Source organism: Streptomyces sp. NPDC058157, from assembly GCF_042884105.1.
GTDB lineage: Bacteria > Actinomycetota > Actinomycetes > Streptomycetales > Streptomycetaceae > Streptomyces.
Genome location: NZ_JBHVUQ010000068.1, coordinates 15,560 through 38,274, shown reverse-complemented (window position 1 = coordinate 38,274; position 22,715 = coordinate 15,560). Strand labels below are relative to the sequence as shown.

Genomic DNA, 22,715 nt, shown 5'->3' with positions numbered 1-22,715 from the left:
CCACCCACCACCCACCACCCACCACCCACCACCCACCACCCACCACCCACCACCCGGCACCCACCACCCACCACCCGGCACCCGGCACCCGGCACCCGGCACCCGGCACCCGGCACCCGGCACCCGGATCAGAACGTGAGCACCCCCCGCGCCACCCGCCCGTGGTGCGCGTCGTCCGCCGCCTTCGCGAAGTCCTCCACCGGGTAGACCTCCGTCACCAGCTCGTCCAGCAGCAGCTCCCCCCGCCGGTACAGCTCGGCGTAGAGCGCGATGTCCCGCTGCGGGCGCGAGGACCCGTACCGGCAGCCCATGATCGTCTTGTCCAGGTACATCGAGGAGACCAGGAAGGACGCCTCCTCCTTGAAGCCGGGGACGCCCAGCAGCACCGCCTGCCCGTGCCGGTCGAGGAGGTCGACCGCCTGCCGGATCAGCTTCACGCTGCCCACGCACTCGAAGGCGTGGTCGGCGCCGGTCGGCAGGATCTCGCGGACGGCCGCCGAGGTGTCGGCGAGGGACCCGGCGGCCGACGCGTCCACGAAGTGCGTCGCTCCGAACTGCCGGGCCACCGCCTCCTTCGCCGGGTTCGCGTCCACGGCGACGATCACCGAAGCCCCCGCGATCCGCGCGCCCTGGATGACGTTCAGCCCGATCCCGCCGGTCCCGATGACCACGACGGTCTCCCCGAGCCCCACCTTCGCCCGGTTCAGCACCGCCCCCACCCCGGTGAGCACCCCGCAGCCGATCAGCGCGGCCGAGGTCAGCGGGATGTCCTCGGCGATCTTCACCGCCTGCACGGCCTTCACCAGGGTCCGTTCCGCGAAGGCCGAGTTCGACGCGAACTGGAACAGCGGCTGCCCACCCCGCGAGAACGGCCGGTCCGGCATCCCGATCGCCCGGCGGCACATCGTCGGCCGGCCCCGGTCGCAGTCCGCGCAGGCCCCGCAGTTGGCCAGGGTGGACAGGGACACGTGGTCCCCCGGCGCCACGTGCGTCACCCCCGGCCCCACCGCCTCGACGACCCCGGCCCCCTCGTGCCCGAGCACCACCGGCGGCGGGAAGGGGATCGTCCCGTCGATCACCGACAGGTCGCTGTGGCACAGCCCGGCCGCCGCGATCGCGACCAGCACCTCCCCCGGCCCCGGATCCCGTATCTCCAGGTCCCCGACCACCTGGGCCTGCTTGCCGTCGAACACGACGCCCCTCATCTGGGCTCCTTAGGCAGGCCGAGCACCCGCTCGGCGATGATGTTCCGCTGGATCTCGTCCGAGCCGCCGTAGATCGTGTCGGCCCGGGTGAACAGGAACAGGCGCTGCTCCTCGTCGAGCCCGAGTTCGTACGGGACCCCGGGCGCCCAGGGTCCCGGCCCGGCCGTGGCCCGCGCGCCCCGGACGGCCACCGCCAGCTCCCCGAGCCGCCGGTGCCAGCCGCCCCACAGCAGCTTGGCCACGCTCGGCGCCCCGGCGTCCCCGGCCGCCCCGAGGGTGCGCAGGGCGTTCCACCGCATGGTGCGCAGCTCGGCCCACTGGCGTACGAGGCGTTCGCGCAGGACCGGGTCGGGCGCGCCGGAGGCGGCGTACGCCCGGACCACCCGCTCCAGCTCCGCCGCGAAGCCGATCTGCTGGACGAGGGTGGAGACGCCCCGCTCCAGGGCGAGCAGGCCCATGGCGACCGTCCAGCCGTCGCCCTCACCCCCGACGACCTCCTCGGCGACGGCCCCGTCGAAGAAGACCTCGTTGAACTCGGCCGTCCCCGACATCTGCCGGATCGGCCGGACCTCCACCCGTCCCGGCTGGTCCATCCGGACGAGGAGGAAGGACAGGCCGTGGTGGCGGCGGGACCCCGCCTCGGTCCTCGCCAGGACGAAGCACCAGTCGGCCTCGCGGGCCAGGGAGGTCCAGATCTTCTGCCCGGTGACGCGCAGCCGCCCGTCCGCCGGGTCCCGTACGGCGGCGGTGCGCACCCCGGCGAGGTCGGAGCCGGCGCCGGGTTCGCTGTAGCCCTGGCACCACAGCTCCTCGCCGCGGGCGATCGCGGGCAGGAAGCGGTCCTTCTGCTCGCGGCTGCCGTAGGCGATCAGGGTGGGGGCGAGGAGGTTCTCGCCGATGTGGCCGACCCGGGCGGGGGCGCGCGCCGCCGCGTACTCCTCGGCCCAGACCACCTGTCCGGTGAGGGAGAGCCGCCGGTTGCCGTAGCCCTCCTCCGCCCAGCCGGTGCCGATCCAGCCGCCGCGGCCGAGTTCCCGTTCCCATGCGCGGCGGGCCCCGACGCCCTCGTGCTCGCTGCCGGGCCCGCCGAGGCCGACGGCCTCCTCGTACGGGCCGACCAGGTGCCCGGTGAGCCATGCGCGGGCCCGCCCGCGCAGCTCCTCGGCCTCGGCCCCGAAACTGAAGTCCACGCCCGCCCTCCCCTTCTGCTCCTACGCGTTCGGGCGGTCCTTGGCGGCGGCCGCCTTGGCCATGGCTTCGAGCTGGGCGAGCATCGGCATGGGGTCGGTGCCCACCGTGCCGGGGAGGAAGTCGGCGATCTTCTCGGGGGTCCAGGCCCCTTCGGCGTACCCGGCGCGCAGTTCGCGGGGCTGGGCCCAGACGGCGATCTTCGGTCCGGCGATCGTGTAGACCTGCCCGGTGATGCCCTCGGCCCCGGCGCGGTCGCTGAGCAGGTAGGTCACGAGGGCGGCGACGTCCTCGGGCTCGCCGATCTCCTTGAGCTCCATGGGTACGTTGGCGGACATCCGGGTGCGGGCGACGGGGGCGACGGCGTTGGCGGTGACCCCGTACTTGTTGAGCCCGAGGGCGGCGCTGCGGACGAGGGAGATGATCCCGCCCTTGGCGGCGCTGTAGTTGGCCTGGGCGACGGAGCCGGCGTGGTTGCCGCTGGTGAAACCGATGAGGGTGCCGGAGCCCTGCCGCCGCATGACGGCGGAGGCGGCCCGGAAGACGGTGAACGTCCCCTTCAGATGGGTCGCGACGACCGGGTCCCACTCCTCCTCGGACATGTTGAAGAGCATCCGCTCGCGCAGGATGCCCGCGACGCACACCACCCCGTCGAGGCGCCCGTACTCGGCGAGGGCGGTGTCGACGATGCGCTGGCCGCCGGCCATGGTGGAGATGTCGTCGGCGACGGCGACGGCCTCGCCGCCGGCCGCGAGGATCTCCTTGACCACGTCCTCGGCCACCTCGCTGGTGGGCGCGTTCCCTTCGATCCCGACGCCGTAGTCGTTGACGACGACCTTGGCGCCCTCGGCGGCGGCGGCGAGTGCCACGGCCCGGCCGATGCCCCGGCCGGCGCCGGTGACGGCCACGACCTTGCCTGCCAAGAAGTTCCCCACGTCCGGCCCCTTCCCGCTTTTTCTGACGGTCCGTTAGATTCTATGACCAGTCAGATCCCTTCCCACAAGCCCCTGTTCGTTCAAGGAGTGGATGGCGGCCATGACCCTGCCCCCCGAGTTCCACGAGATCGCCAAGCGCGTCAACAACTGGGGACGCTGGGGAGCCGACGACGAGATCGGCACCCTGAACCTGATCACCGAGGAGGTCGTACGGGCCGCGGCCGCCGAGATCCGCACGGGCCGCCGCATCCCCCTGGCGCTCCCGCTCAAGGAGGACGGCGTCCAGGCCGGCATGATCCCCGGCCGGATCAACCCCCTGCACACCATGGTCCAGATCAACCAGGAGCTGTTCGGCCCGGGCACGGTGGCGTGCAGCGACGACGCCGTGACCATGGGCCTCCAGGCGGCCACCCACTGGGACGCCCTCACCCACGTCTCGCACTCGGGCCGCATCTACAACGGCCGCCCGGCACACACGATCACCGCGCACACCCGCGCGCAGTTCAGCGGCATCGACAAGGCCACCCCGATCGTCTCGCGCGGGGTCCTCCTGGACGTGGCCCGCGCCAAGGGCCTGGACCGCCTCCCGGGCGACCACGCGGTGACCCCGGAGGACCTGGCGCAGGCGGAGGAGTTCGCCGGGGTCACCGTCCGCGCGGGCGACGTCGTCCTGGTCCGCACGGGCCAGATCCAGCTCTACCTGGCGGGCGACAAACACGGCTACGGCTTCCCGTCCCCCGGCCTCTCGGTCCGCACCCCGGAGTGGTTCCACGCCCGCGACGTGGCGGCGGTCGCGAACGACACCCTGACCTTCGAGATCTTCCCGCCGGAGATCGACAACCTCTGGCTCCCGGTGCACGCGTTGCACCTGGTCGAGATGGGCATGCACCAGGGCCAGAACTGGAACCTCGAACCACTGTCCACAGCCTGTGCGGAAGCGTCCCGCTACACCTTCCTCCTGTCGGCGATGCCGGAACCCTTCGTAGGCGGCACGGGCACCCCGGTCTCCCCGGTCGCCCTCCTCTGAACCAGCCTGAACCACACCACCTTCACGCACTCCCCCTGCGCCACGGCGGCCCACTCTCGGCCGTGTCGGTGTGCCGGTAGGCGTTCGTCACCACCTCGGACGCACACAACCGCACCCGCTCCTCCCACTCCGCACACCCGGCACTCCGCAAAGGCTCTCGAAGGGCTCGGTGAGGACCCGCACGGCTTCAAGGCCGACTGGGTCGGGAAGAACAACGTGTCGCGATTCGACGCCGTGCGCGACGGGGATGGCAGGATCGTGCTCATGAGCAAGGACGGGAAGATCCTCGTTCCGACGAACTACAGGTTCAGGTCGTGAGCGGGTTCCGGATGTACCTCAGGGTGGTCAGCGAGTCCCTCCAGCCGGCGGAGGTCTCCGAGAGGCTGGGGGTGGAGCCCGACGAGGCGACCACGATCGGAAGCCGTCGGCGTCCCCAGTCGCCTCCGCGGTCCCAGTCGACCTGGATCCGGCGCGCTTCGGCGGAGGCGGGGGCCAGGCCGGAGCACTTGGAACCCGTGGTGCTCGGGTGGGGGCCGGAACTTGCCGCCGGCCTGCGTCGGCTGGTCGATTCCGGGGAGGCCGCCGTCTCGCTGGTGCTGGTTCAGGAGATCCGCGACCTCGAAGATCCGCAGCAGAAGGGCATCTTCCTCGGTCCCGACCTGATGGCGTGGGTCGGCGCGGCCCGCGCCTCGCTCGACATCGATCAGTACGTCTACCACGAATGCAGCGGCCCCGCGGACCTCTGCGGCCCGTAGCGCCCACGCGCCGGCCGCCTTACGGCCCGCTCGGCCAGGCCCGTGAGGCAGCCGTGAGGGGAGCTCCGTCGGCATCGCTCGGCGGCGCTCCCCTCATCGACCCCGCGGGGCGGCTAGATCGGCAGGCCGACCACCCCCCACCCCCGCCGGTCCGCCTCGCCGACCACCTCGGCCCAGCCCCCCAGCAGCTCGGCGAACTCCTCGAACCCGGGCATCCACCGCCCCGGCTCCCGCCCCGCCAGCTCCCCGTACGGGGCCCGCAGCCCCTCCAGCCCCGGGGCGGCCTCGTGCCATCTCCGCCGCAGCCGCGCCACCGTCTCCGGGCCGCGCACGATCAGCGGGCCCGACCGCCACAGCCCCTCCAGCGACGGCAGCACCCCGGGGTCGACCTGTTCCGCATCGACGTCGGCCAGCGGCCCCCACCAGATCAGCCCCTCCAGGAACTCGTCCAGCGCCGCCCGCACCTCACCCCCGACCGCGCCCCGGACCTTCTCCCAGCCGTCCGCCGCCCGGAAGTGCGGCTTGTACGAGCCGAGCGTGCCCCGGAACTCGTACCGGCCCAGCCAGGCCCGCTCCGACCCGGCGGCCGGCCACACCCACCCGTCGACGACGTCGCCGTCCCCGTCGGGGTCGTCGTCCGCGTACGCCGACTCCTGCAGCACCCCCAGCCGGTCCTCCGGGGCCACGTCCATCACGTGCGCCCAGTCCACGACCAGAACCGTCATGTCCACACCCATGCGGCGATGCTAGCCACGGGCCCCGGCACAGCCCGACCCCCCTAACCCAGCGCCGCCAGGTACGCGTTCGCCGCGTCCGGTGCCGCCGCGCTGCGGGCCGACAGCTGCCGCAGGCAGTGGTAGGCCAGGTCGGTGGAGTCGTAGACGTGGTGGGCGAGCAGTGCCAGCTGGCCCAGTTGGGCGTCGGTCATCTCCTCCGGGCGCCCGAAGTCGCGCACGTACACCACGTCGGCCTCCAGCAGCTGGTGGCGGGCCAGCCGGAAGTCGCCGCCGAAGACGACCGGTGCGATCGGCCACCGCTTGACGGCGGCGAAGGCGTGCGGGACGAAGCCCTGGCGGCGCAGTTCCCGGTCCACGTCACCGAAGACCGGCTGGTCCTCGTACAACGGGACGAAGGACACCTCCGTGTGCACGGCCACCGCCTCCGCCAGCTTGCGCCTCCCGCCCTCGAAGACCATCAGCTCCGCACCCTGGATGTCGATCTTCAGCAGGTCGAACGGCCCGACGGCGTCCACCTCGTCCAGCCGGCGCGTGGCCACCGGCACCTCCGCCACCACCCGCCCCCATTCCTCGAACCCGTTGAACAGCCCGAGCCGCCTCGGATCGGGGCGGAAGAGGCTGGTCATCCCGGAGGCCGCGGCGACGAACAGGGTGTGCGCGGCGCCGTCGCCGAGGGCGTCGGGCAGGTAGGTCTCGTACGGGCCCTTGCGGGCCAGCAGCTCCGCCAGGGCCTCCGGCTGGGGCTCGAACCCCGTCACCCGGCACAGCCCCGCCTCCAGCATCGCCCGGTAGGGCGGATCCCCGTCGATCGGGTTCGCGCCGACGTCGAGGACATGGGTCGGCCGGGCGGGGCGGATCAGGTCGAGGAGGGGGGACGCGGCGCGGGCAGGGGTGGCGGCGGCGTTGGCGGTGGTGGCAGCGGCGGCGTTGGCGGTGGTGGCGGTCATGGGCGCTCTCGCTCTCCGGGCGGACGGGCGGACGGGCGGACGGGCGGACGGGCGGACGGACGGACGGACGGACGCTGGCCCCCGGCGCAGCATCCTGGCGCACCCGGAGCCGATCCCGGCTCAGGCGCCCCGCCCGGGGCCGAGGTCGAGGTCCTCGAACACCCGCTGGAACGGCCGCCGCAGCGCCACGGCCGCCGGGCGCGAGTCCGCCCGGGTCCAGCCGGCCAGCTCCTCCCGGGCCGCCGCCACGGAAGGCCGGGGGTCGGTGCCGGCGAGGACGTCCTCGACGGCCCGGGCGGTGAGCGAGGCGAGGCCTGGCAGGCGTTGCGCGGCGCGCCGGACGTCCTCGGCGAGGTCCTCCCGCCCGGCGAAGGCGGCCACCTCCCGGGCCAGGGTGACCAGGTGCGCCGTGAGCCCGTCCACCACGGCCACCTCCCGCACCTGCACCGCCACGGCCCCCCGGTACCGGCGCCGCACCGGGTTGAACCGCATGGCCCGTTCCGCCTCCCGGGCCCGCGCGGCGCCGGCGTGGACCGCCGCCACGTGGTCCTGCACCAGCAGCAGGTTGTCCCGCGCGGCATCCGGCCCCGCCCCCAGCGCCGCCGCCGTCCCGGTCAGGGCCCGCGTCACCCGCAGCCGGCAGTCCTCACCGACGCCGACGAGCACGCGATGGGGGTCGGGCGGCCACAGCAGCGGCGCGAGCAGGACCGTCACCACACCGCCCACCACCGTCTCCCAGACCCGGTGGAACGCGTACGCGTCCGGCGAGTCGTTCGCGAAGACCAGCAGGGACGACGCCGCCACCTGGATGTTCAGCCCGCCCCCGGCCCGCAGCAGCATCCCCGCCCCCAGCCCCAGGGCCACCACCAGCGCCAGCGCGACGGTCGACAGCCGCAGCACGTTCACCACGCCGATCCCGATGAGCACCCCGGCCACCACCCCGAGGGCCCGCTGCACCGACGCGCCCAGCGCCGTACCCGGATCGCCGCGCAGCGCCACCAGCGGCACCACGGCCGCGTACACCGGCGGCTGATCGGCTCCCAGCCACAGCGCGGCCTGCCACGCGACCGCCACGCTCACCACGATCCGCGCCGCCCCCGGCCACTCGGCCCGCACCGGCCCACCGAGCCCGGAGAACCACTCACGCACGCGCCCACCCTGCGCCGCCCGCCCCGCCTCCCACCCCCATTACGCCGTACGCGGCATGTCCGCGCGTCGATCCCGGCCCGCACCGATGAGTTCCGCCCGCCCCGGCAGTCTCAACCCTCGGCACCACCACGGACCCCCGCCACCGACCACCAGGAAGGCCCCCATGCCCAGCACCCAACTCCTCCGGGCCGTCAACATCAACATCACCCGCGACGGCATCGGCGCCGGCGAGAACCAGCGCCTCGACCGCCCCTTCGGCGACGGCCTCGACCCCTCCGTCCTGTTCTCCTGGGCCGGTGCCACGGCGAGCTGGCCGAACCGCACCGATCCGGGCGGCAGCCGCGGCCTGGACGACTACTTCACCCGCGACTGGAACCGCAACATCGGCGCCGAGATCATGGGCCGCAACAAGTTCACGCCCTACCGCGGCCCCTGGGAGGACCACGCCGACTGGCAGGGCTGGTGGGGGGACGAACCCCCTTTCCGCACGCCGGTGTTCGTCATGACCCACCACCCGCGCCCCTCCCTCACCCTCTCCGACACCACGTTCCACTTCGTCGACGCCGACCCGGCCACGGTCCTGGCCCGGGCGCGCGAGGCGGCGCAGGGCAAGGACGTGCGCCTCGGCGGCGGGGTGACCACGATCCGCGAGTTCCTCGAAGCCGACCTGGTCGACACCCTGCACGTGGCGGTGTCACCGGTGGAGGCCGGCTCCGGCATCCGCCTGTGGAACTCCCCAGAGGACCTCCTCGACCGCTTCCACAGGGACGTGGTCCCCAGCCCGAGCGGCGTGACCCACCACCTCTTCTGGCGCCGCTAGTCACCCCGGACACGCCGAATCGAACGCGCGTACAGGGACCCCCGCCGGCCGGCGGTTAGGCTGGCGCAGGCAGATCCATACCTGGGGGCGGGGGCCATGGCCGACCACGTACCGATCAATCCGTGCACGATTCCGTTGTTCACGGGTGACCTGGACGCGCTGGAGAAGAACAAGACGGCGATCGACACGGCCGCGGGCACGTTCCGTGACGCGGGGTCGAACGTGGACTCCGAGTTCCAGGGCCTGTCCGCGTTCTACTCCGCTCCCGAGGCGGAGAAACTGTTCGCGACGACCAAACCGGTCAAGACCGACAGCGACTTCTTCGCCGACCAGCTGGAATCCGCGTCGAAGGCACTGGGTGAATACATCACCGAGGCGAGGCCGATCGTCGCCCGCCTGAAGGAACTCCAGGCCAAGGCCACCACCTTCAGCAGCAAGATCAGCGGCGACAAGCACTGGAAGGACGACGGCGACAAGATCGACGAGAACAACGATCTGATCCACGACGTCAACGCCGCCGTCTCCGCGTTCTGGGCCGCCGAACGCACCTGCGCGAACAAGATCCGCGCCCTCTACTGCGCCGCCCCCCTCACCGCCGACGACGGCTCCCACGGCGCGAACATGTACGGCTACAAAGGCGAGGACCTCAACAAGGCACAAGACCTGCCCTGGGGCTCCCAACTCGAAGAAACCCACCGCGCCTGGGAGATCGGCTACTGGGTCAAGTCCTTCGTCTGGGACGGCCTGATCGTCGACGGGATCTGGGGCACCATCCGCGGACTTGGCACCCTCGTCGGCGTCGACGGCTGGGACAAGGCCGGCCAGGCCTGGACCGGCCTGGCCAAACTCGCCACCGGCCTGACCATCGCAGCCCTCCCCGGAGTCGGCACCGCCTTCTGGCTGGCCGACGACAAGGACCTCCCCTCCTGGATCCGCGACTCCCGCACCGCGGTCAAGGAGACCGGCAAAGCCCTCGTCGCCTGGGACGAGTGGGGCAAGAACCCCGCCCGCGCGGCCGGCGCGGTCACCTTCAACGTCCTGACCACCGTCTTCACCGGCGGCGCCGGCACCGCCGCGAAAGCCGGCACGGTCGCCAAGGTCATCAGCGTCGCCGGGAAAGCCGGCCGCCTCATCGACCCCATGACCTACATCGGCAAGGCCGGCTCCCTCGCCAAGGTCAAGATCGGCGACCTCTTCGCGAACCTCGGCAAAACCGACGGCGCCTTCCCGAAGATCACCGACGTGGTGTGGAAAGACCTGCCCAAGGCCGACATGCCCGGCATCAAGTTCCCCCACCCCGAAGACACCGTCCGCCTCCCCGACGACGCCCTCGGCCGCCCCCAGTTCTACGACAAGACCACCCACCAACTCCTCGACCACCAAGGCCTCCCCAAACAGGACCTCACCACCGTCCCCAAGGGCCCCGACCACCCCCTCACCGAGGTCCCGAAGAAACAGGAAGTCACCGTCGGCGGCGGCAACACCCACCACGCCACGGGCACCACCGACCACCCCATCGCGGGCGCCACCACCCACACCCCCGGCGGCGCGGCCACCCACACCCCCGGCGGCACCGCCGACCACACCCCCCACAACAGCCACACCCAACCGGGCAGCAGCGGCACGGGCGGCCACGGCGGCACCGACCACACCCCCACCACCGGCGGCACCCACCACCCGGACACCCCGTCCACGGGCGGCGGAGGCCACGGCGGCGGAGGCATCCCGCACCAGGGCGGCGGCGGCATCCCGGACAACCTCGGCCACGGCACCGGCGGCGGGATCCCCGACAACCTCGGCCACGACAGCGGTGCCACCCCCGGGGTGCCCGGCCACGGCGACCGGCCCGAGCTGCCGCCGCACCGGGACAACCCCCACAAGTACACGGACGCCGAGAAGCGCCAGATCATGGAGTACCAGGTCCACCGGGCGAACGACCCGGCGGACACCTACTTCAAGCAGTACTACAACAAGCTCGGCTACCGCCTGCGCGCCGACGTACCGGACCACACCGGCCTCGTCCCGCCCCAGCTCGTGGAGACCTCTCCCCACGTCTGGGTGCCCAAGTCGGACATCCCGCCGCCCGTCCCGCCGGACTACCTGGGCAAGGCGCACTCGATCGACCACCAGCACCCCTCCGTCACCCAGGACATGAGGGACTCCCTCGACCACGCCGCGAAGGAGCGGCACGACGCCATCACCGCCGACAAGGGTCCGCACGACGCCTACGGCGAGGCGAAGAAGGAGCACAAGCTCCTCGGCACACCGGAAACCGAGGCGGCGCTCGACGCGGCCCGGGCCCAGCACGCGCCGCTCCACGAGGCCCTTTCCAAGAAGAGCGAGGCGTACGGCGAGGCCATAGCCCGGGAACACGCGATACCCAAGGAGTTCCCCGGCGCCCAGGAGCAGAAGCTGCACGGCCCGGACAACGGCAACGACCAGTTCGACCAGGTGTACAAGCACGGCGACCGGTACGTCGTGGTCGAGGCGAAAAGCCACGTCACCACGGACCTGGGCGAACGCCGAATCGGCGGTAAGCGCGTCTCGCAGGGAACCCGCGAGTACTTCGAGGACATCCTCGAGCAAATGAAGAAGCGCGGAAGGAACATCCAGAGCGAAAAGGACCTGTACGAGGCCCTCAAGGCGGCACTGAACGCGGATCCCCCGCGCATCGATTACGTCGTCGTCAAGGGAGCCGATAACACCGGGACTTACGCCGGATACACTATTCGCCATTTCGACCTCACCAAATGACAGGAGAAGCGATGACCGTCTTCGTGCCCGGCCACGCCGAGCCGCAGCCGAGCAGTGCGGCCTGGGTCGAGGGGCTCACCGAGGAGCTGGTCAAGGACCTCGACGCCCTCTCCTCGTCGCCCCGGAAGCTCAGGTCGGCGTGGAAGGACGGCACCTTCAACGTCAACGCCCGGTTCGGGGTCGACCCGCAGGCCGCCGAGCTGGGCACCTGGGAGGCCGTGGTCACGGCGGCGCAGCTGGGAGCCGCCCTGTTCCGCACGGCGGGGATGACCGAGGGGACCACCGAGGTGCGCATCCACCACGCGATGCGCACCCTGCCGGCGGCGGGGCCGTCCTGGGACGCGAACGCGGAGGCGTGGATCGAGGCGTTCTGGTTCGCAGTCATCACGCGCGACCAGCCGAAGATGACCGAGCTGTGCGAGCTCCCGATCGACGTCCTGCGCGCCTCCGGCGCCGACCACGACGACTACCTCTACCACTGGGTCGCCACGCTCCAGGCGTACTGGCTCAAGCGTCCCGAACTGGTACCGGAGCTGACGCTGACCTTCCAGCGGTCCCACCCCGACGTCGCCGTCATCGCCGGGCGCGACTACATCCAGCACGTGGCCTACCCGCCGATCAACCTCTTCTACAAGTTCCTCAAGAAGGACGAAGAGGGTTTCCACGCCACGCTGCTGGAAGCCCTGGAGCTCCACAAGCGGTACTGGACCGCCACCCCCGAACGCGCCGACGACATCGACGGCCTCGTGCCGATCGGCGTCCTCGCCGTGGCCTGCCTCGCCTACGACGGCGGCATCCCCGTCCAGGTCACCTCCCCCTACCTGCCCGAGCACCTGCTCAAGCGCTCCTGGGTGGGCGAGTTCGAGGTCTGATGGCCCCCGAGGAGCCCACACCGACGACGGCCCCGGTGCGGCGCGTCGACGCCGACGATCCCGACGTCGACCTCGACATGGGGCATCGGCTGCTCTACCGGGACGGGTTGTTCACGGGAGAAGTGGCCGAATACCAAGACGGCCGGATCGTCGCCCTGGACGTCTACCGTGACGGGATCCTGAACGGTCCGTCCCGGATGTGGTTTCCGGACGGCACTGCGAAGCTGCGGGGAACCGTCGTCAACGGTTCCGCATCGGGTGAATTCCTGGAATGGCATCCCAACGGGGTCCTCAAATCCAGGAAGTTCTTCGACGACGACATCTACTCCCTCAAGGAGGAGAGCGTCTGGGACGAACACGGCTGCCTCGTCCGCGCATGGCACCGCGCGAGCGACGACAGGAACGACAGGAACGAAAGCGACGACAGGGACGACAGGGACGACAGGTGAGCCTCACGATGCGGGCGGGCCGCCCGGCCGTCCTGCGCCACCACGCGTCCGCCGCCGCGGACATGGCCGACGCGGTCGGTGAGCTGTACCCCTCCGACACCGAGGACGCCGTCCTCGTCTGGAACGGGGTGCCGGTCAGGCTGTCGTACGCCCACGACCTCGCCGCCCTCCTCGACGACCTGGTGCCCCTCCTGGAGGAGGTCCGGCGCCCCGGCTTCGCGCGGGCCGAGGTCTTCTGGGGGTCCGACACGTTCTCGGCGGAATGGACCGTGACCCGCGAGGACGACTCGCTGAGGATCCGCTCCCGCTGGCACAGCACCCTCGGGAACCACGAGCCGCTGCTGGCCGATCGGGGCGACGCGGTCGTCCCCCTGCGGGCGTTCGTCGACGAGTGGGCCAAGGTCCTCCGCAGGATCGTGACCGACATCGAGACGGAACGGATCCACCTGGAGGACGACGACCTCCACCACCGCGCCCGGACCTTGCTGGCCCCTCAGGACCGCGCCGCCCCGCCGCCCCCGGCCCCGAGCCCGACGCCCGCCGCGTACGCGCCCGCCCCCTCCGCCGTCGGGCCGGCCCAGCCCACGTAGCCGTCCGGGCGGATCAGGAACGCCCCGTCGCCGTAAGCCCCGTACGAGGGGATCCGTACCGTCCGCACGCCCGGCAGCTCCGCCGGGGCGGGGGCCTCGCCCACCACCAGCAGGGTCCAGTGCGGACCCCGGTACGCGTCGAAGAGGCGGATGCCTCCGCGCACCCCGTCCGGGGCGCGGTCGCCGGCCCGCAGGGCTCCGGCGGGCGGGGCGGTGCGGGTCTCCACCGCCAGGGAGGAGGCCCGGTAGCCGAGGCCCAGCTGCCGGGTGGCCTCGCCGCGGCGGGTCTCGCCGCGGTGGATCCGGGTGGACAGGCCGAGCATGGCGGCGGCGACGGGCCTCCGCTCCTCCTCGTACGTGCCGAGCAGCCCCTCCGGCGCCGCGCCGCTCAGCACGGCGGCCAGCTTCCAGCCCAGGTTGTACGCGTCCTGCACGCTGGTGTTGAGCCCCTGCCCGCCCGCCGGCGAGTGCACGTGCGCGGCGTCCCCGGCGAGGAAGACCCGCCCCTCCCGGAACCGGTCGGCGAGCGCCGCCCGGGGCCGGAAGTCGGAGGCCCAGCGGACCTCCGTCACATCGGCCGGCTCCAGGTGCGACCGTGCGGCGACGACCGCACGCAGCCCCGCCAGGGAGAGGTCGATCGCCGGGCGGCCCTCCTCCGCCGCCGCCGGCATCTGGGCGCTGACCTGGAAGTCCTCCGTTCCGGCGAGCGGGCACAGGGAGAGGAAGCCCTCGCCTTCGGCGCCCGGGAAGATGTGCCAGTGGTCGCGGTCGAGTCCGCTGATGCGCACGTCGGCCACCAGCACCGGGTTCGGGTCGACCGTCTCGCCCGTCATCCCGATCCCGAGCAGCCGCCGCACCGTGGACCGCCCGCCGTCGGCGGCGACGAGGTACCGGGCCCGGACGGTGGTCCCGTCGGCGAACCCGGCCGTCACCCCTTCCGCGTCCTGCGCGAGCCCGGTCAGCTCCCGCCCGAAGGCGACCCGTCCGCCGAGCTCGACGAGCCGGGCGAAGAGGACCTCCTGGGTGCGCCACTGCGGCACCATCCAGGGCTCGTGGTACGGCGAGCCCTCCTCCGACTCCGCCGGGTCCCACATGGCGTGCTCGCCGACCCGCTCGCCGTCCCGCCAGATCATCCCGACCGGGTACGGGCCGCCCGCCGCCCGGACGGCGTCGCCGACCCCGAGGTCGTCGAAGACCTCCATCGTCCGCGGCTGGATCCCCTTGCCGCGCGAACCGGGGAACAGCCGCCCGTCCCGCTCCACCACGAGGGCCCGGACGCCCCGCCGCGCGAGGTCCACCCCGAGCGCGAGCCCGGCGGCCCCGGCCCCGACGACCAGTACGTCCGTGTCCATGCCCATCCCCATCACCATCGCCATCACCATCGCCTCCCAAGGTTCCTTAACACCGTTAAGTTCACTCCGAGACTGCCCTTAACGGTGTTAAACTGTCAAGCGTGTCCCCTCGAAATTCCCCGAAGCTGGACAAGAAGCAGGCCGTGGAGGCCTCCCTCCGGCTCCTCGACGAGGTCGGTCTCGACGGCCTCAGCCTCCGCGCGATCGCCAGGGAACTGGACGTCCAGGCGCCCGCCCTCTACTGGCACTTCAAGAACAAGCAGGAGCTCCTCGACGAGATGGCCACGGAGATGTACCGCCGCATGACGGCGGACTTCCCCCTCTCCCCCGGCCTCTCCTGGCAGGAGCGCCTCCTGACCGCCAACCGCGGCCTGCGCACCGCCCTGCTCCGCTACCGCGACGGCGCGAAGGTCTTCAGCGGCTCCCGCTTCACCGGCACCGAGCACGCCGCCGGGATGGAGGACGGCCTCCGCGCCCTCACCGCAGCGGGCTTCACCCTCCCCCAGGCCGTCCGTGCCACCACCACGGCCTACTTCTTCACCCTCGGCTTCGTCACCGAGGAACAGGGCGTCGAACCCTTCCCCGGCGAACGCCGCGACGGCTACGACGTCACGGAACGCGCCGCCCGCCTGGCCGAGTTCCCCCTCGCCGCCGAGGCCGGAGCAGCCCTCTTCCAGGACTACGACGAGGGCTTCGAGGAAGGCCTCGCCCTGGTCGTCGCGGGCATCGCGCACCGGTACGGGCGGTGAACGGCACGGGATACGGCTTCCTCACGGCCGCCGCCCCCGACCCCGACGCCCTGACCAGGGCCCTGGCCGAGGCCTTCGGGATACCGGCGGCCCGGGTCGACGTCGCCCCGGACGGGACGGTCGACGGCAGGAACTGGGACACCGCCCTGGTCACCTGCGAGTACGAACTCCTCCGCACCGGCGACCTGCGCGGCATGCTGAACGTCTACGCCGTCCCGGCCGTCACCACACCCCCCGCCCCGGAGGCGCTCGCGACCGTCCTGGCCCGGACGCTGGACACCCCGGTACTGGCGGAAGTGGAGACCGCCACGGCTCCGCCCTCCCTCCGCAGGGTGTTCCTCCCCCAAGGCTGGACCACGTACGCGACCGTGGAAGACCTGGACCCGACCCCGGACCCGACCCTGGACCCGGCCCCGGACCCGGACCAGCCGTCCTTCCACGTCCACACCACCCAGACGGGCCTCGCCGCCTTCCCCGGGGCCGAGGTGAAGGGCCTGCCCTCCGCGGTCCACGCCTTCCCCCCGCACACCCCCCTCACGAACGGGCTCGGCACGCACCGCGACCTCCTCCACCCCTGGGAAGCCCTGATCTCCCGCATGGCCGCCGGCTGGCCCCCCGCACGCTGGTACGGCGCCGCCATGTACCGCGACGACCTCGCCGCCCGCGACCGCCTGGAAGCCGCCCTCCCCACCCTCCCCGACCCCGTCCGCACCGCCCTCGCCGCCCTCGACTCCCGCTTCCGCGAGCTGACGGTCGACGACGCGGGCAAGGAACTCGGCGCCGACCCGTCCACCACCCCCTGGTACCGCCACCGCCGCCCGACCGCCCTCCCCTGGCGCGTGCTGCTGCCCCCGGACGGATCGGCCTGATCGACCCCATGGCCGTGGTGCCGCACGAGCCCTCCGCGCTCCCGATCGGCATCACCCGCCTTCCGGCGACCCCGGAACCGACGCCGCACCCGCACCCGGCACGGGCGGACGCCAACGGAACCAGTAGTCCAGGCCGTCGGCCCGGTAGCGGGACCCGCCGTCGAAGCGGAGTTCGGCGACCAGACGCCTCGCGCCGTCCGGCACCCTCCGGTGCGGCTCCAGCATCAGCGCGAGTTCGTCGTAACGGGCGTCGACCGTGCCCTGGCCCGGGTGGAGCTCCGGCCCCGCCGTCCCGGCCTCATGGCGGTCGTACCGACTCACGAAGATGGCCCACTGCTCACGTTCCAGCCGCACGGCCAGCTCTTTCGCGGGCCAGACTCTGTACTCGTCGGCTTCGGCGGCGTGGTCGTAGTCGTAGCCCTGGAAGTAGTGGGGACGGCCGTCGACGTCGGCGAGGCCGAAGCGCGGGCCGTCGTACCGTTCCAACTCGACGTACACGCGCTCGAAGCCGTCCGCGATCAGCTGCGCTTCGTCCCAGATCCAGCCCATCCGCCCAAGCTAGCCGCAGGCGGTCCCCGCAGCCATGCGATATCGGGGGACCCGTCAGCCCAGTACCACCGGCAGGGTCCGCAGCCCCCGGTGGCGGGGGTTGCGCCACCACAGGGGGCCGGGGGTGGGGGTGGTGGGGCGGAGGGTCGGGTGGCGGGTCAGGAGGGTGGTGAGGGCGATCTCGGCCTGGAGGCGGGCCAGGGGGGCGCCGAGGCAGTGGTGGATGCCGTGGCCGAAGGCCAGGTGGCCCGTCGGGGGGCGGGACGGGTCGAAGCGGTCCGGGGCGGCGAAGACGGCGGGGTCCCGGTTGGCCGACAGCAGGGCGATCTGCACGAAGTCCCCGGCGGGGATCGTCGTGCCGGCCACCGTCACCGGCTCGGTGGCGTAGCGCATCGTCGCGATGGAGAACGGGCTCTCGTGGCGCAGCACTTCCTCGATGAAGGCCCCCGTGCGCGAGGGGTCGGCGCGCAGGGCGGCCAGTTCGGCGGGGTGGGTGAGCAGGGCGTGGACGCCGCTGGAGATCAGGTTCGCGGTGGTCTGGTGGCCCGCCGCCACCAGCAGGAAGCCCATGGAGGTGATCTCCGCCTCGCTGAGCCGGTCCCCGTCGTCGCGGGCGCGGATCAGCGCGGTGAGCAGGTCGTCGCCGGGGTGGGCGCGCTTGTGGCCGATGAGGGCCCGGATGTGTCCCACCAGGGCCTCGGCGGTGGGGACGGAGACCTCGCCGTCGCCCTCCTCGCCGCTCAGGGTGGCGGCCCAGGCCTCCTGGATGTGCCCGGCGCCCTCGGCGGCGCCGAGCAGGTCGAAGACCACGGCGAGGGGGAGGGGGACGGCGAAGTCCCGGACCAGGTCGGCCTCGGCGGCGGGGGCGGCGTCCAGGGCGTCCAGGAGGCGGTTCACGTGGCCCTCGATCACCGGCCTCAGCGCGGCCACCCGGCGCGCCGTGAAGGCCTGTTGGACCAGCCTGCGCAGCCGCGTGTGGGCGGGCGGGTCGGAGTTGAGCATGTGCGCGGTCAGCGCCCGGCCCGGGCCGGGTCCCTCCTCGGAGCCGTCGCGGCGGTCGAAGGCCTCGGTCGCGGCGTTCTTGCTCAGCCGGGGGTCGGCGAGGGCCGCCTTGCAGGCGGCGTGCCCGGTGACCACCCAGCCCTCCAGCGGGGCCTCGCCCAGGATCCGCACCCGGTGCGCCCCGCCCTCCTGCTCCCGCCAGCGCCGGTAGGCGGGGTGGGGGTCGTCGAAGAAGGGGGAGGGCCCGACCTCCTCCGTCCCCGTTCCCCCGTCAGCGGACATTCCGCGCCGCCTTCGTCAGTCGTACGTCCTCCACCCCGAGCAGCCCGACCAGCGGCACCTTCGCCCTGCGCTGCGCGGGGTCGACCTCCAGGCCGGCGCCCCGGATCAGGTCCAGCAGCAGTTCGGCGAGCGGCATGACCATGTGGCGCCCCCAGCACCGTTCGGAGGAGTGCCCGAAGGGCAGGTAGCCCGGGGCGGTCTCGGGGTCGAGGTGGTCCCAGCGCCCGGGCAGGAACACGTCGGGGTCCTCCCACAGCGCGGGGTCCCGGTGGGACAGCAGGGGCAGGACGAGTACGTCGTCACGGGCGCCGATGCGCGCGTCCAGGGCCCCGTACTCGGGCGAGGCGTAGCGCAGGATGTTCCAGGACGGGGGAAGCAGTCGGGCGGCCTCGTGGAGGACGTTCCGGTGGGAGGTCTCCCCGGTGAAGGGCGAGCCCAGCCAGAGGGCGTTCGCGACGAGGGTGGAGACGGTGAAGCAGACGGGCGCCGCCGCCCTCCGGTAGATGCCCATCGCGTGGCGCCGGTCGTGGTAGCCGCCGGCTTCCGCGAACAGTCCGGCAATTCCGCTCGATATCCTCCCGGGCCTTTTCCGCCGGGGAACGGCGGCCCCGGCGGCTATCACCGACCAGGTGAGTTTCGGGGTGAGCTCCAGGTTCCGGCTCATGAGAATGCGCAGCCGGCGCGGATCACCGCCGAGAATGAGGTCGCGCAGGAAAAGGTGTCCGGTGAGCGGCCACGGGCCGGTCAGGTCGGCGTCTTTCGGCAGGGGCCGTTCCAGGGCCTCCCTGACGTCCCGCCCGATGACCCGCATCACCGAGGCGGCCTCGCTGCGGCCGATCGAGCGGCCGTGCAGCGGCTTGAAGGTGGGCCGCTCCGTCTCGGTGGCCCGGCGGGCGGCGAGGATCCGGTCGGCCAGGGCGGGGCCGGCGACGCCCATGGTGTCGGGCTCCAGGCGGAAGGCGTCCTTGCCGGTGTGCTCGCGCAGCAGGGCGGCGAGCCGGGGTGCGAAGACCGTGGTCCGCGCGGCCGGGAGGGAGGAGAGGGGCATACGGGGCTCCGATGGGCCGTCGGTACCGCCCCGGCCGCCGGGCGGCCGGGGCGGCTCTGCCGGTCTAGTACCAGAAGTACCAGGCGCTCTTCTTGAGGCTCTGCTGACCGGAAACGGCATTACGGATGGCGAAAAGCATCTTCATCGCCATACCCCCTCTCCCATGGTTGGCTCGTGGCCGCAATGAAGGGTCACGGAACACCGCCCGAGGTGTGCCGGCGACGCCCCGCTGGAGAATGCGCCGCCACCGTAGGCGTCGGTCTCCCCGCGAGACAACAAGGCCTACGTCTTTATGTACGCTCCTACCAATGGGGCCCGCGCATTCCGGCCAGCCATCGCCGGGTTCGCGCCGTATCGCGCGCACGGAGGAACCTGCGGGTGGCGGCGTGCGGCATGCACGCCCCGAGCGCGGCACGGCAGCCGCCACCCCACGACCCGCACTCGTCAAGGCACAGGACCCTTGGCGTCCCCTCGCGACGAATCGCTCAACACCAGGGTGATCAACAGGTGACGAACCGTCAACACCTCGTTAGAGGTACACGCGCGGTTCCCGTTTCAGCAGGACTTTTTTCAACGTCACCGGCTGGGCCTGCGGGGGCTCCGCCACCGCCCGGTCGATCTCGCACCAGATGCGCTTGCCCGCGCCCTCGCGCTGCCAGCCCCACCGGTCCGCGAGCCCGTCCACGAGCTCCAGCCCGCGCCCGCCCGTGTCGTCCCCGCCGGCCTGCCGGCGGGCCGGGGCGCGGTCGCTCGTGTCGGCGACCTCCACCCGCACCCCCGGACCCCCGAGGAGCATCCGCAGCACGGCCGGACAGCCCGTGTGCACGACCGCGTTGGTGACCAGCTCGGAGATCAGCAGGATCAGCGTCTCGGCGAGCGGTTCGTCGTCCCCTATGCCGGACCCCGCCAGCCGGGACCGCGCCCATCGGCGCGCCCGCCCGACCTCGGCGGGGTCGGGTCCTACCTCCAGCTGTACCTGAAGCACCTGCACCGCTCACACCATCCGAACCGGCGGACACTTCGCCTCGCGACAGGGCGGGATCACCGAGTGTGATCCCCGTGCCGAGCAGCATGGTTGACATACAGTCACCACAACAAGCGCTTCGGGCATATTCCAGCGCGAAGGAGTAGGCGTGGTGCATACTGTGCGACGCTCGCGCCGCTCAACCACTCGCATCGTGGGAGCGTACCGGAGGCCACCCCCGCCTCCGGGCCGGATCGGGGCGGGCGAAGGACACAAACCGATATCAACTCTCTGTAATCGGACATGAGTCCCGCGTCGTCCCTCCCGTGCCCCTGCGTCACAGCCTGCTACCTCATCGCAGCCCCCTCCGCCCCCGCGACGGACACCGCGCCCGATGCCGCCTCCCCCTCCGCCTCCGTGCCGAGGCGGGCCGCCAGGAGTTCCTCCGCCTCCCGCGCCGAGTGCCACTGCTCCGACCGCACCCACGCCCGTTTCAGGTGCAGGTGGACGTCCGCCTCCCACGTGAAGCCCATCCCGCCGTGGACCTGGAGGCAGTCCCGGGCCCCGCGCACCGCGGCCTCGTCCGCGAGGAGCTTGGCCGCCGCGATCTCGGCCGCGTCACCCGTCACCGCCGCCGCGTACACCGCCGTACGGGCCACCTCGGCACGGACCAGCATCCGCGCGCACAGGTGCTTGACCGCCTGGAAGCCCCCGATCGGCTGCCCGAACTGCTCGCGCTCCCCGGCGTACCGCACGGCCAGCTCCACCGTCCGCAGCGCACTGCCCAGCTGGAGCGCCGCCGTCAGCAGCGCCCCCGCCTCCCGGTACTCCGCCGGGGGCGGGACCGCCCCCGAGGACCGCCACAGCGGGGTCAGCGGGTCCACCGGGCGGACCGGCTCGCCGGCCGGCAGCCCCTGCGCCCCCAGCACCGCGTCCGCCTCCCCCAGGTACGCCACCAGCGGCCCGCCCAGGTCGAAGGCGGTCACGACCGTCGAGCCCGAGGCCGCCCCCGGGACCACCCCGGCCGCCAGGTGCGTCGCCACCAGCGGCCCCGGCAGCAGCGCGCGCCCGGCCTCCTCGAAGACCAGCACCGCCTCCGGCAGGCCCAACCCGACCCCGCCCCCGGACTCCGGGAGCCGCAGGGAGAAGAACCCCGCCTCGCCCAGCTCCCGCCACAGCCCCCGGTCCACGACCGGTCCGCCCTCCGCGGCCACCGACTCCCGCAGCGCCTCCCGCCCGTACCGGCCCGCGAGCAGCTCGCGGACGCCCGCCCGCAGGTCCCGCTGGTCCTCCGTCAGCCGGAAGTCCAAGGCCGCTCACCGCCCCTTCGGAAGGCCGAGGATCCGCTCGGCGACGATGTTCCGCTGGATCTGCGAGGTCCCGGCCGCGATCGTGTAGGACAGCGAGGACAGCCGCTCCAGCGTCCACTCCTCCTCCAGGGACAGCGCGCCCGCCCCCAGCACCTCCGCCGCCACGTCGTACAGCTCCTGCCGCGCGTGCGAGTACGCCAGCTTGAACACGCTGCCCCCGGTGCCGGGGACCCCGCCGGAGCCCTGCGCCTCGCTGACGTTCCACTGCGTGAGCCGCCACAGCGCGCCGAACTCCCCGTACAGCCGCCCCAGCCGGCGCCGCAGCACCGGGTCGTCCCAGCGGCCGTTCGCCCGCGCGGTCCGCGCCAGGGCGCCCAGGGTGCGCCGGCAGGCGACGACCTCGCCGACGAAGGCGGTGCCGCGTTCGAAGGAAAGGGTCACCATCGTGACCCGCCAGCCGTCGTTCTCGGCGCCGACCCGGTTGGCGACCGGCACCCGGACCTCGTCGAGGAACACCTCCGCGAACTCGGCCGATCCCGCGAGGGTGCGCAGCGGCCGGACCGTGATCCCGGGCGCGTCCATCGGCATGGCCAGCCAGGAGATCCCGCGGTGCTTCGGCGCGGCCGGGTCCGTCCGGACCAGCAGCTCGCACCAGTCGGCGACCTCGGCGTGCGAGGTCCAGATCTTGGAGCCGGTGACCACGTACGCGTCCCCGTCCCGGACCGCCTTGGTCCGCAGGGCCGCGAGATCGGAGCCGGCGCCCGGCTCGCTGAACCCCTGGCACCACACCTCCTCCCCGCGCAGCACCGGCGGCAGCCAGCGGGCCCGCTGCCCGGCGGTGCCCTCGGCGGCGATCGTCGGCCCGGCGTGCAGCAGGCCGACGAAGTTGGCGCCGACGTACGGGGCGCCGGCGCGCTCGGTCTCCTCCAGGAAGATCAGGTGCTGGGTCGGGGTGGCACCGCGCCCGCCGGCGTCCACGGGCCAGTGCAGGCCCGCGTACCCGGCGTCGTGGAGCCGGCGCTGCCAGCCGAGGTCGTACGCCCGCCGGCCGGGCCAGTCGTCGGGCGACGGCTTGGCGGGCAGTTCGGGCAGCACCTTGGCGAGCCAGGCGCGCAGCCGGGCCCGGAACTCCTGCTCCTCCTCGGTGTGGGAGAGGTCCATG

The 22,715-nt window shown here is 72.9% G+C and carries 23 protein-coding genes; 9 read left to right on the top strand and 14 right to left on the bottom strand.

Features of this window, described 5'->3' with window-relative positions:
* Window positions 1-128: 128 nt before the first annotated feature.
* Genes ACFVXK_RS18980 through ACFVXK_RS18970 form a run of 3 tightly spaced genes read right to left on the bottom strand, consistent with a single transcriptional unit; the run spans window position 129 to window position 3,328 of the window.
* The gene (locus ACFVXK_RS18980; protein WP_389613079.1) at window positions 129-1,205 is read right to left on the bottom strand and encodes a Zn-dependent alcohol dehydrogenase; all 1,077 of its coding nucleotides are present in this window, start codon (window positions 1,203-1,205) and stop codon (window positions 129-131) included.
* Window positions 1,202-2,395: an acyl-CoA dehydrogenase family protein gene (locus tag ACFVXK_RS18975; protein WP_389613077.1), complete on the bottom strand. Its 1,194-nt coding sequence runs from the start codon at window positions 2,393-2,395 to the stop codon at window positions 1,202-1,204. Before ACFVXK_RS18975 ends, ACFVXK_RS18980 begins: the two co-directional genes overlap by 4 nt.
* A 21-nt stretch (window positions 2,396-2,416) precedes the next feature.
* The gene (locus tag ACFVXK_RS18970) at window positions 2,417-3,328 is read right to left on the bottom strand and encodes an SDR family oxidoreductase (RefSeq protein ID WP_389613075.1); all 912 of its coding nucleotides are present in this window, start codon (window positions 3,326-3,328) and stop codon (window positions 2,417-2,419) included.
* A gap of 100 nt (window positions 3,329-3,428) precedes the next feature.
* On the opposite strand from ACFVXK_RS18970, the gene ACFVXK_RS18965 reads away from it, so the two are divergent.
* Both ACFVXK_RS18965 and ACFVXK_RS18960 read left to right on the top strand, forming a co-directional pair.
* Window positions 3,429-4,355, top strand: a complete 927-nt coding sequence (locus ACFVXK_RS18965; RefSeq protein WP_389613073.1) for a cyclase family protein — start codon at window positions 3,429-3,431, stop codon at window positions 4,353-4,355.
* Window positions 4,356-4,669: 314 nt separating this feature from the next.
* Window positions 4,670-5,110 (top strand): DUF4279 domain-containing protein, encoded by a 441-nt coding sequence (locus ACFVXK_RS18960; RefSeq protein ID WP_389613071.1) that lies wholly within the window; start codon window positions 4,670-4,672, stop codon window positions 5,108-5,110.
* A gap of 113 nt (window positions 5,111-5,223) precedes the next feature.
* On the opposite strand, the gene ACFVXK_RS18955 is transcribed toward ACFVXK_RS18960, so the two are convergent.
* The 3 genes from ACFVXK_RS18955 to ACFVXK_RS18945 all read right to left on the bottom strand — a co-directional run bounded on the left by ACFVXK_RS18955 (window position 5,224) and on the right by ACFVXK_RS18945 (window position 7,943).
* Window positions 5,224-5,847 carry a hypothetical protein gene (locus ACFVXK_RS18955; protein WP_389613069.1) on the bottom strand — a complete coding sequence of 208 codons (624 nt, stop codon included), beginning with the start codon at window positions 5,845-5,847 and terminating at the stop codon, window positions 5,224-5,226.
* Between the two features lie 41 nt (window positions 5,848-5,888).
* A complete protein-coding gene (locus tag ACFVXK_RS18950; RefSeq protein ID WP_389613067.1) occupies window positions 5,889-6,794 on the bottom strand; it encodes an FkbM family methyltransferase in 906 nt (301 codons plus the stop codon).
* A 120-nt stretch (window positions 6,795-6,914) separates the two neighbouring features.
* Entirely contained in the window at window positions 6,915-7,943 is a 1,029-nt protein-coding gene (locus ACFVXK_RS18945) for an FUSC family protein (protein ID WP_389613065.1), read from the bottom strand.
* A gap of 163 nt (window positions 7,944-8,106) precedes the next feature.
* On the opposite strand from ACFVXK_RS18945, the gene ACFVXK_RS18940 reads away from it, so the two are divergent.
* The 5 genes from ACFVXK_RS18940 to ACFVXK_RS18920 all read left to right on the top strand — a co-directional run bounded on the left by ACFVXK_RS18940 (window position 8,107) and on the right by ACFVXK_RS18920 (window position 13,428).
* Window positions 8,107-8,763, top strand: coding sequence for a dihydrofolate reductase family protein (locus ACFVXK_RS18940; protein WP_389613063.1), 657 nt, complete (start codon window positions 8,107-8,109; stop codon window positions 8,761-8,763).
* A gap of 96 nt (window positions 8,764-8,859) precedes the next feature.
* Window positions 8,860-11,517: a hypothetical protein gene (locus tag ACFVXK_RS18935; RefSeq protein WP_389613061.1), complete on the top strand. Its 2,658-nt coding sequence runs from the start codon at window positions 8,860-8,862 to the stop codon at window positions 11,515-11,517.
* Window positions 11,518-11,528: 11 nt separating this feature from the next.
* Window positions 11,529-12,389, top strand: coding sequence for an immunity 49 family protein (locus ACFVXK_RS18930; RefSeq protein WP_389613060.1), 861 nt, complete (start codon window positions 11,529-11,531; stop codon window positions 12,387-12,389).
* The gene (locus tag ACFVXK_RS18925) at window positions 12,389-12,838 is read left to right on the top strand and encodes a toxin-antitoxin system YwqK family antitoxin (RefSeq protein ID WP_389613058.1); all 450 of its coding nucleotides are present in this window, start codon (window positions 12,389-12,391) and stop codon (window positions 12,836-12,838) included. The genes ACFVXK_RS18930 and ACFVXK_RS18925 overlap by 1 nt, the downstream gene beginning before the upstream one ends.
* Window positions 12,835-13,428 (top strand): hypothetical protein, encoded by a 594-nt coding sequence (locus ACFVXK_RS18920; protein ID WP_389613056.1) that lies wholly within the window; start codon window positions 12,835-12,837, stop codon window positions 13,426-13,428. Before ACFVXK_RS18925 ends, ACFVXK_RS18920 begins: the two co-directional genes overlap by 4 nt.
* Here ACFVXK_RS18920 and ACFVXK_RS18915 read toward each other — a convergent pair.
* Entirely contained in the window at window positions 13,332-14,780 is a 1,449-nt protein-coding gene (locus tag ACFVXK_RS18915; RefSeq protein WP_389613054.1) for an FAD-dependent monooxygenase, read from the bottom strand. The two genes, ACFVXK_RS18920 and ACFVXK_RS18915, sit on opposite strands and share 97 nt — an antisense overlap.
* Window positions 14,781-14,881: 101 nt before the next feature.
* On the opposite strand from ACFVXK_RS18915, the gene ACFVXK_RS18910 reads away from it, so the two are divergent.
* Window positions 14,882-15,529, top strand: coding sequence for a TetR/AcrR family transcriptional regulator C-terminal domain-containing protein (locus ACFVXK_RS18910; RefSeq protein WP_389613052.1), 648 nt, complete (start codon window positions 14,882-14,884; stop codon window positions 15,527-15,529).
* On the top strand, window positions 15,526-16,398 hold the full coding sequence (locus ACFVXK_RS18905; protein WP_389613050.1) for a hypothetical protein: 873 nt from the start codon (window positions 15,526-15,528) through the stop codon (window positions 16,396-16,398). Before ACFVXK_RS18910 ends, ACFVXK_RS18905 begins: the two co-directional genes overlap by 4 nt.
* A 51-nt stretch (window positions 16,399-16,449) precedes the next feature.
* Here the strand turns inward: ACFVXK_RS18905 and ACFVXK_RS18900 are convergent, their stop codons facing one another.
* From ACFVXK_RS18900 to ACFVXK_RS18870, 7 genes are all read right to left on the bottom strand, one after another.
* Window positions 16,450-16,947: a hypothetical protein gene (locus tag ACFVXK_RS18900; RefSeq protein WP_389613048.1), complete on the bottom strand. Its 498-nt coding sequence runs from the start codon at window positions 16,945-16,947 to the stop codon at window positions 16,450-16,452.
* 54 nt (window positions 16,948-17,001) lie between these two features.
* Window positions 17,002-18,231, bottom strand: a complete 1,230-nt coding sequence (locus tag ACFVXK_RS18895; protein WP_389613046.1) for a cytochrome P450 — start codon at window positions 18,229-18,231, stop codon at window positions 17,002-17,004.
* Window positions 18,221-19,279, bottom strand: a complete 1,059-nt coding sequence (locus ACFVXK_RS18890) for a cytochrome P450 (RefSeq protein WP_389613045.1) — start codon at window positions 19,277-19,279, stop codon at window positions 18,221-18,223. The genes ACFVXK_RS18895 and ACFVXK_RS18890 overlap by 11 nt, the downstream gene beginning before the upstream one ends.
* Window positions 19,280-19,343: 64 nt before the next feature.
* Window positions 19,344-19,418, bottom strand: coding sequence for a tryptorubin family RiPP precursor (locus ACFVXK_RS18885; RefSeq protein WP_389613085.1), 75 nt, complete (start codon window positions 19,416-19,418; stop codon window positions 19,344-19,346).
* A gap of 390 nt (window positions 19,419-19,808) precedes the next feature.
* Complete coding sequence (locus ACFVXK_RS18880) at window positions 19,809-20,270, bottom strand: ATP-binding protein (RefSeq protein ID WP_389613043.1); 462 nt, start codon at window positions 20,268-20,270, stop codon at window positions 19,809-19,811.
* Between the two features lie 320 nt (window positions 20,271-20,590).
* Complete coding sequence (locus tag ACFVXK_RS18875) at window positions 20,591-21,553, bottom strand: acyl-CoA dehydrogenase family protein (RefSeq protein WP_389613041.1); 963 nt, start codon at window positions 21,551-21,553, stop codon at window positions 20,591-20,593.
* A gap of 6 nt (window positions 21,554-21,559) precedes the next feature.
* Complete coding sequence (locus ACFVXK_RS18870) at window positions 21,560-22,714, bottom strand: acyl-CoA dehydrogenase family protein (protein WP_389613039.1); 1,155 nt, start codon at window positions 22,712-22,714, stop codon at window positions 21,560-21,562.
* Window position 22,715 lies beyond the last annotated feature (1 nt).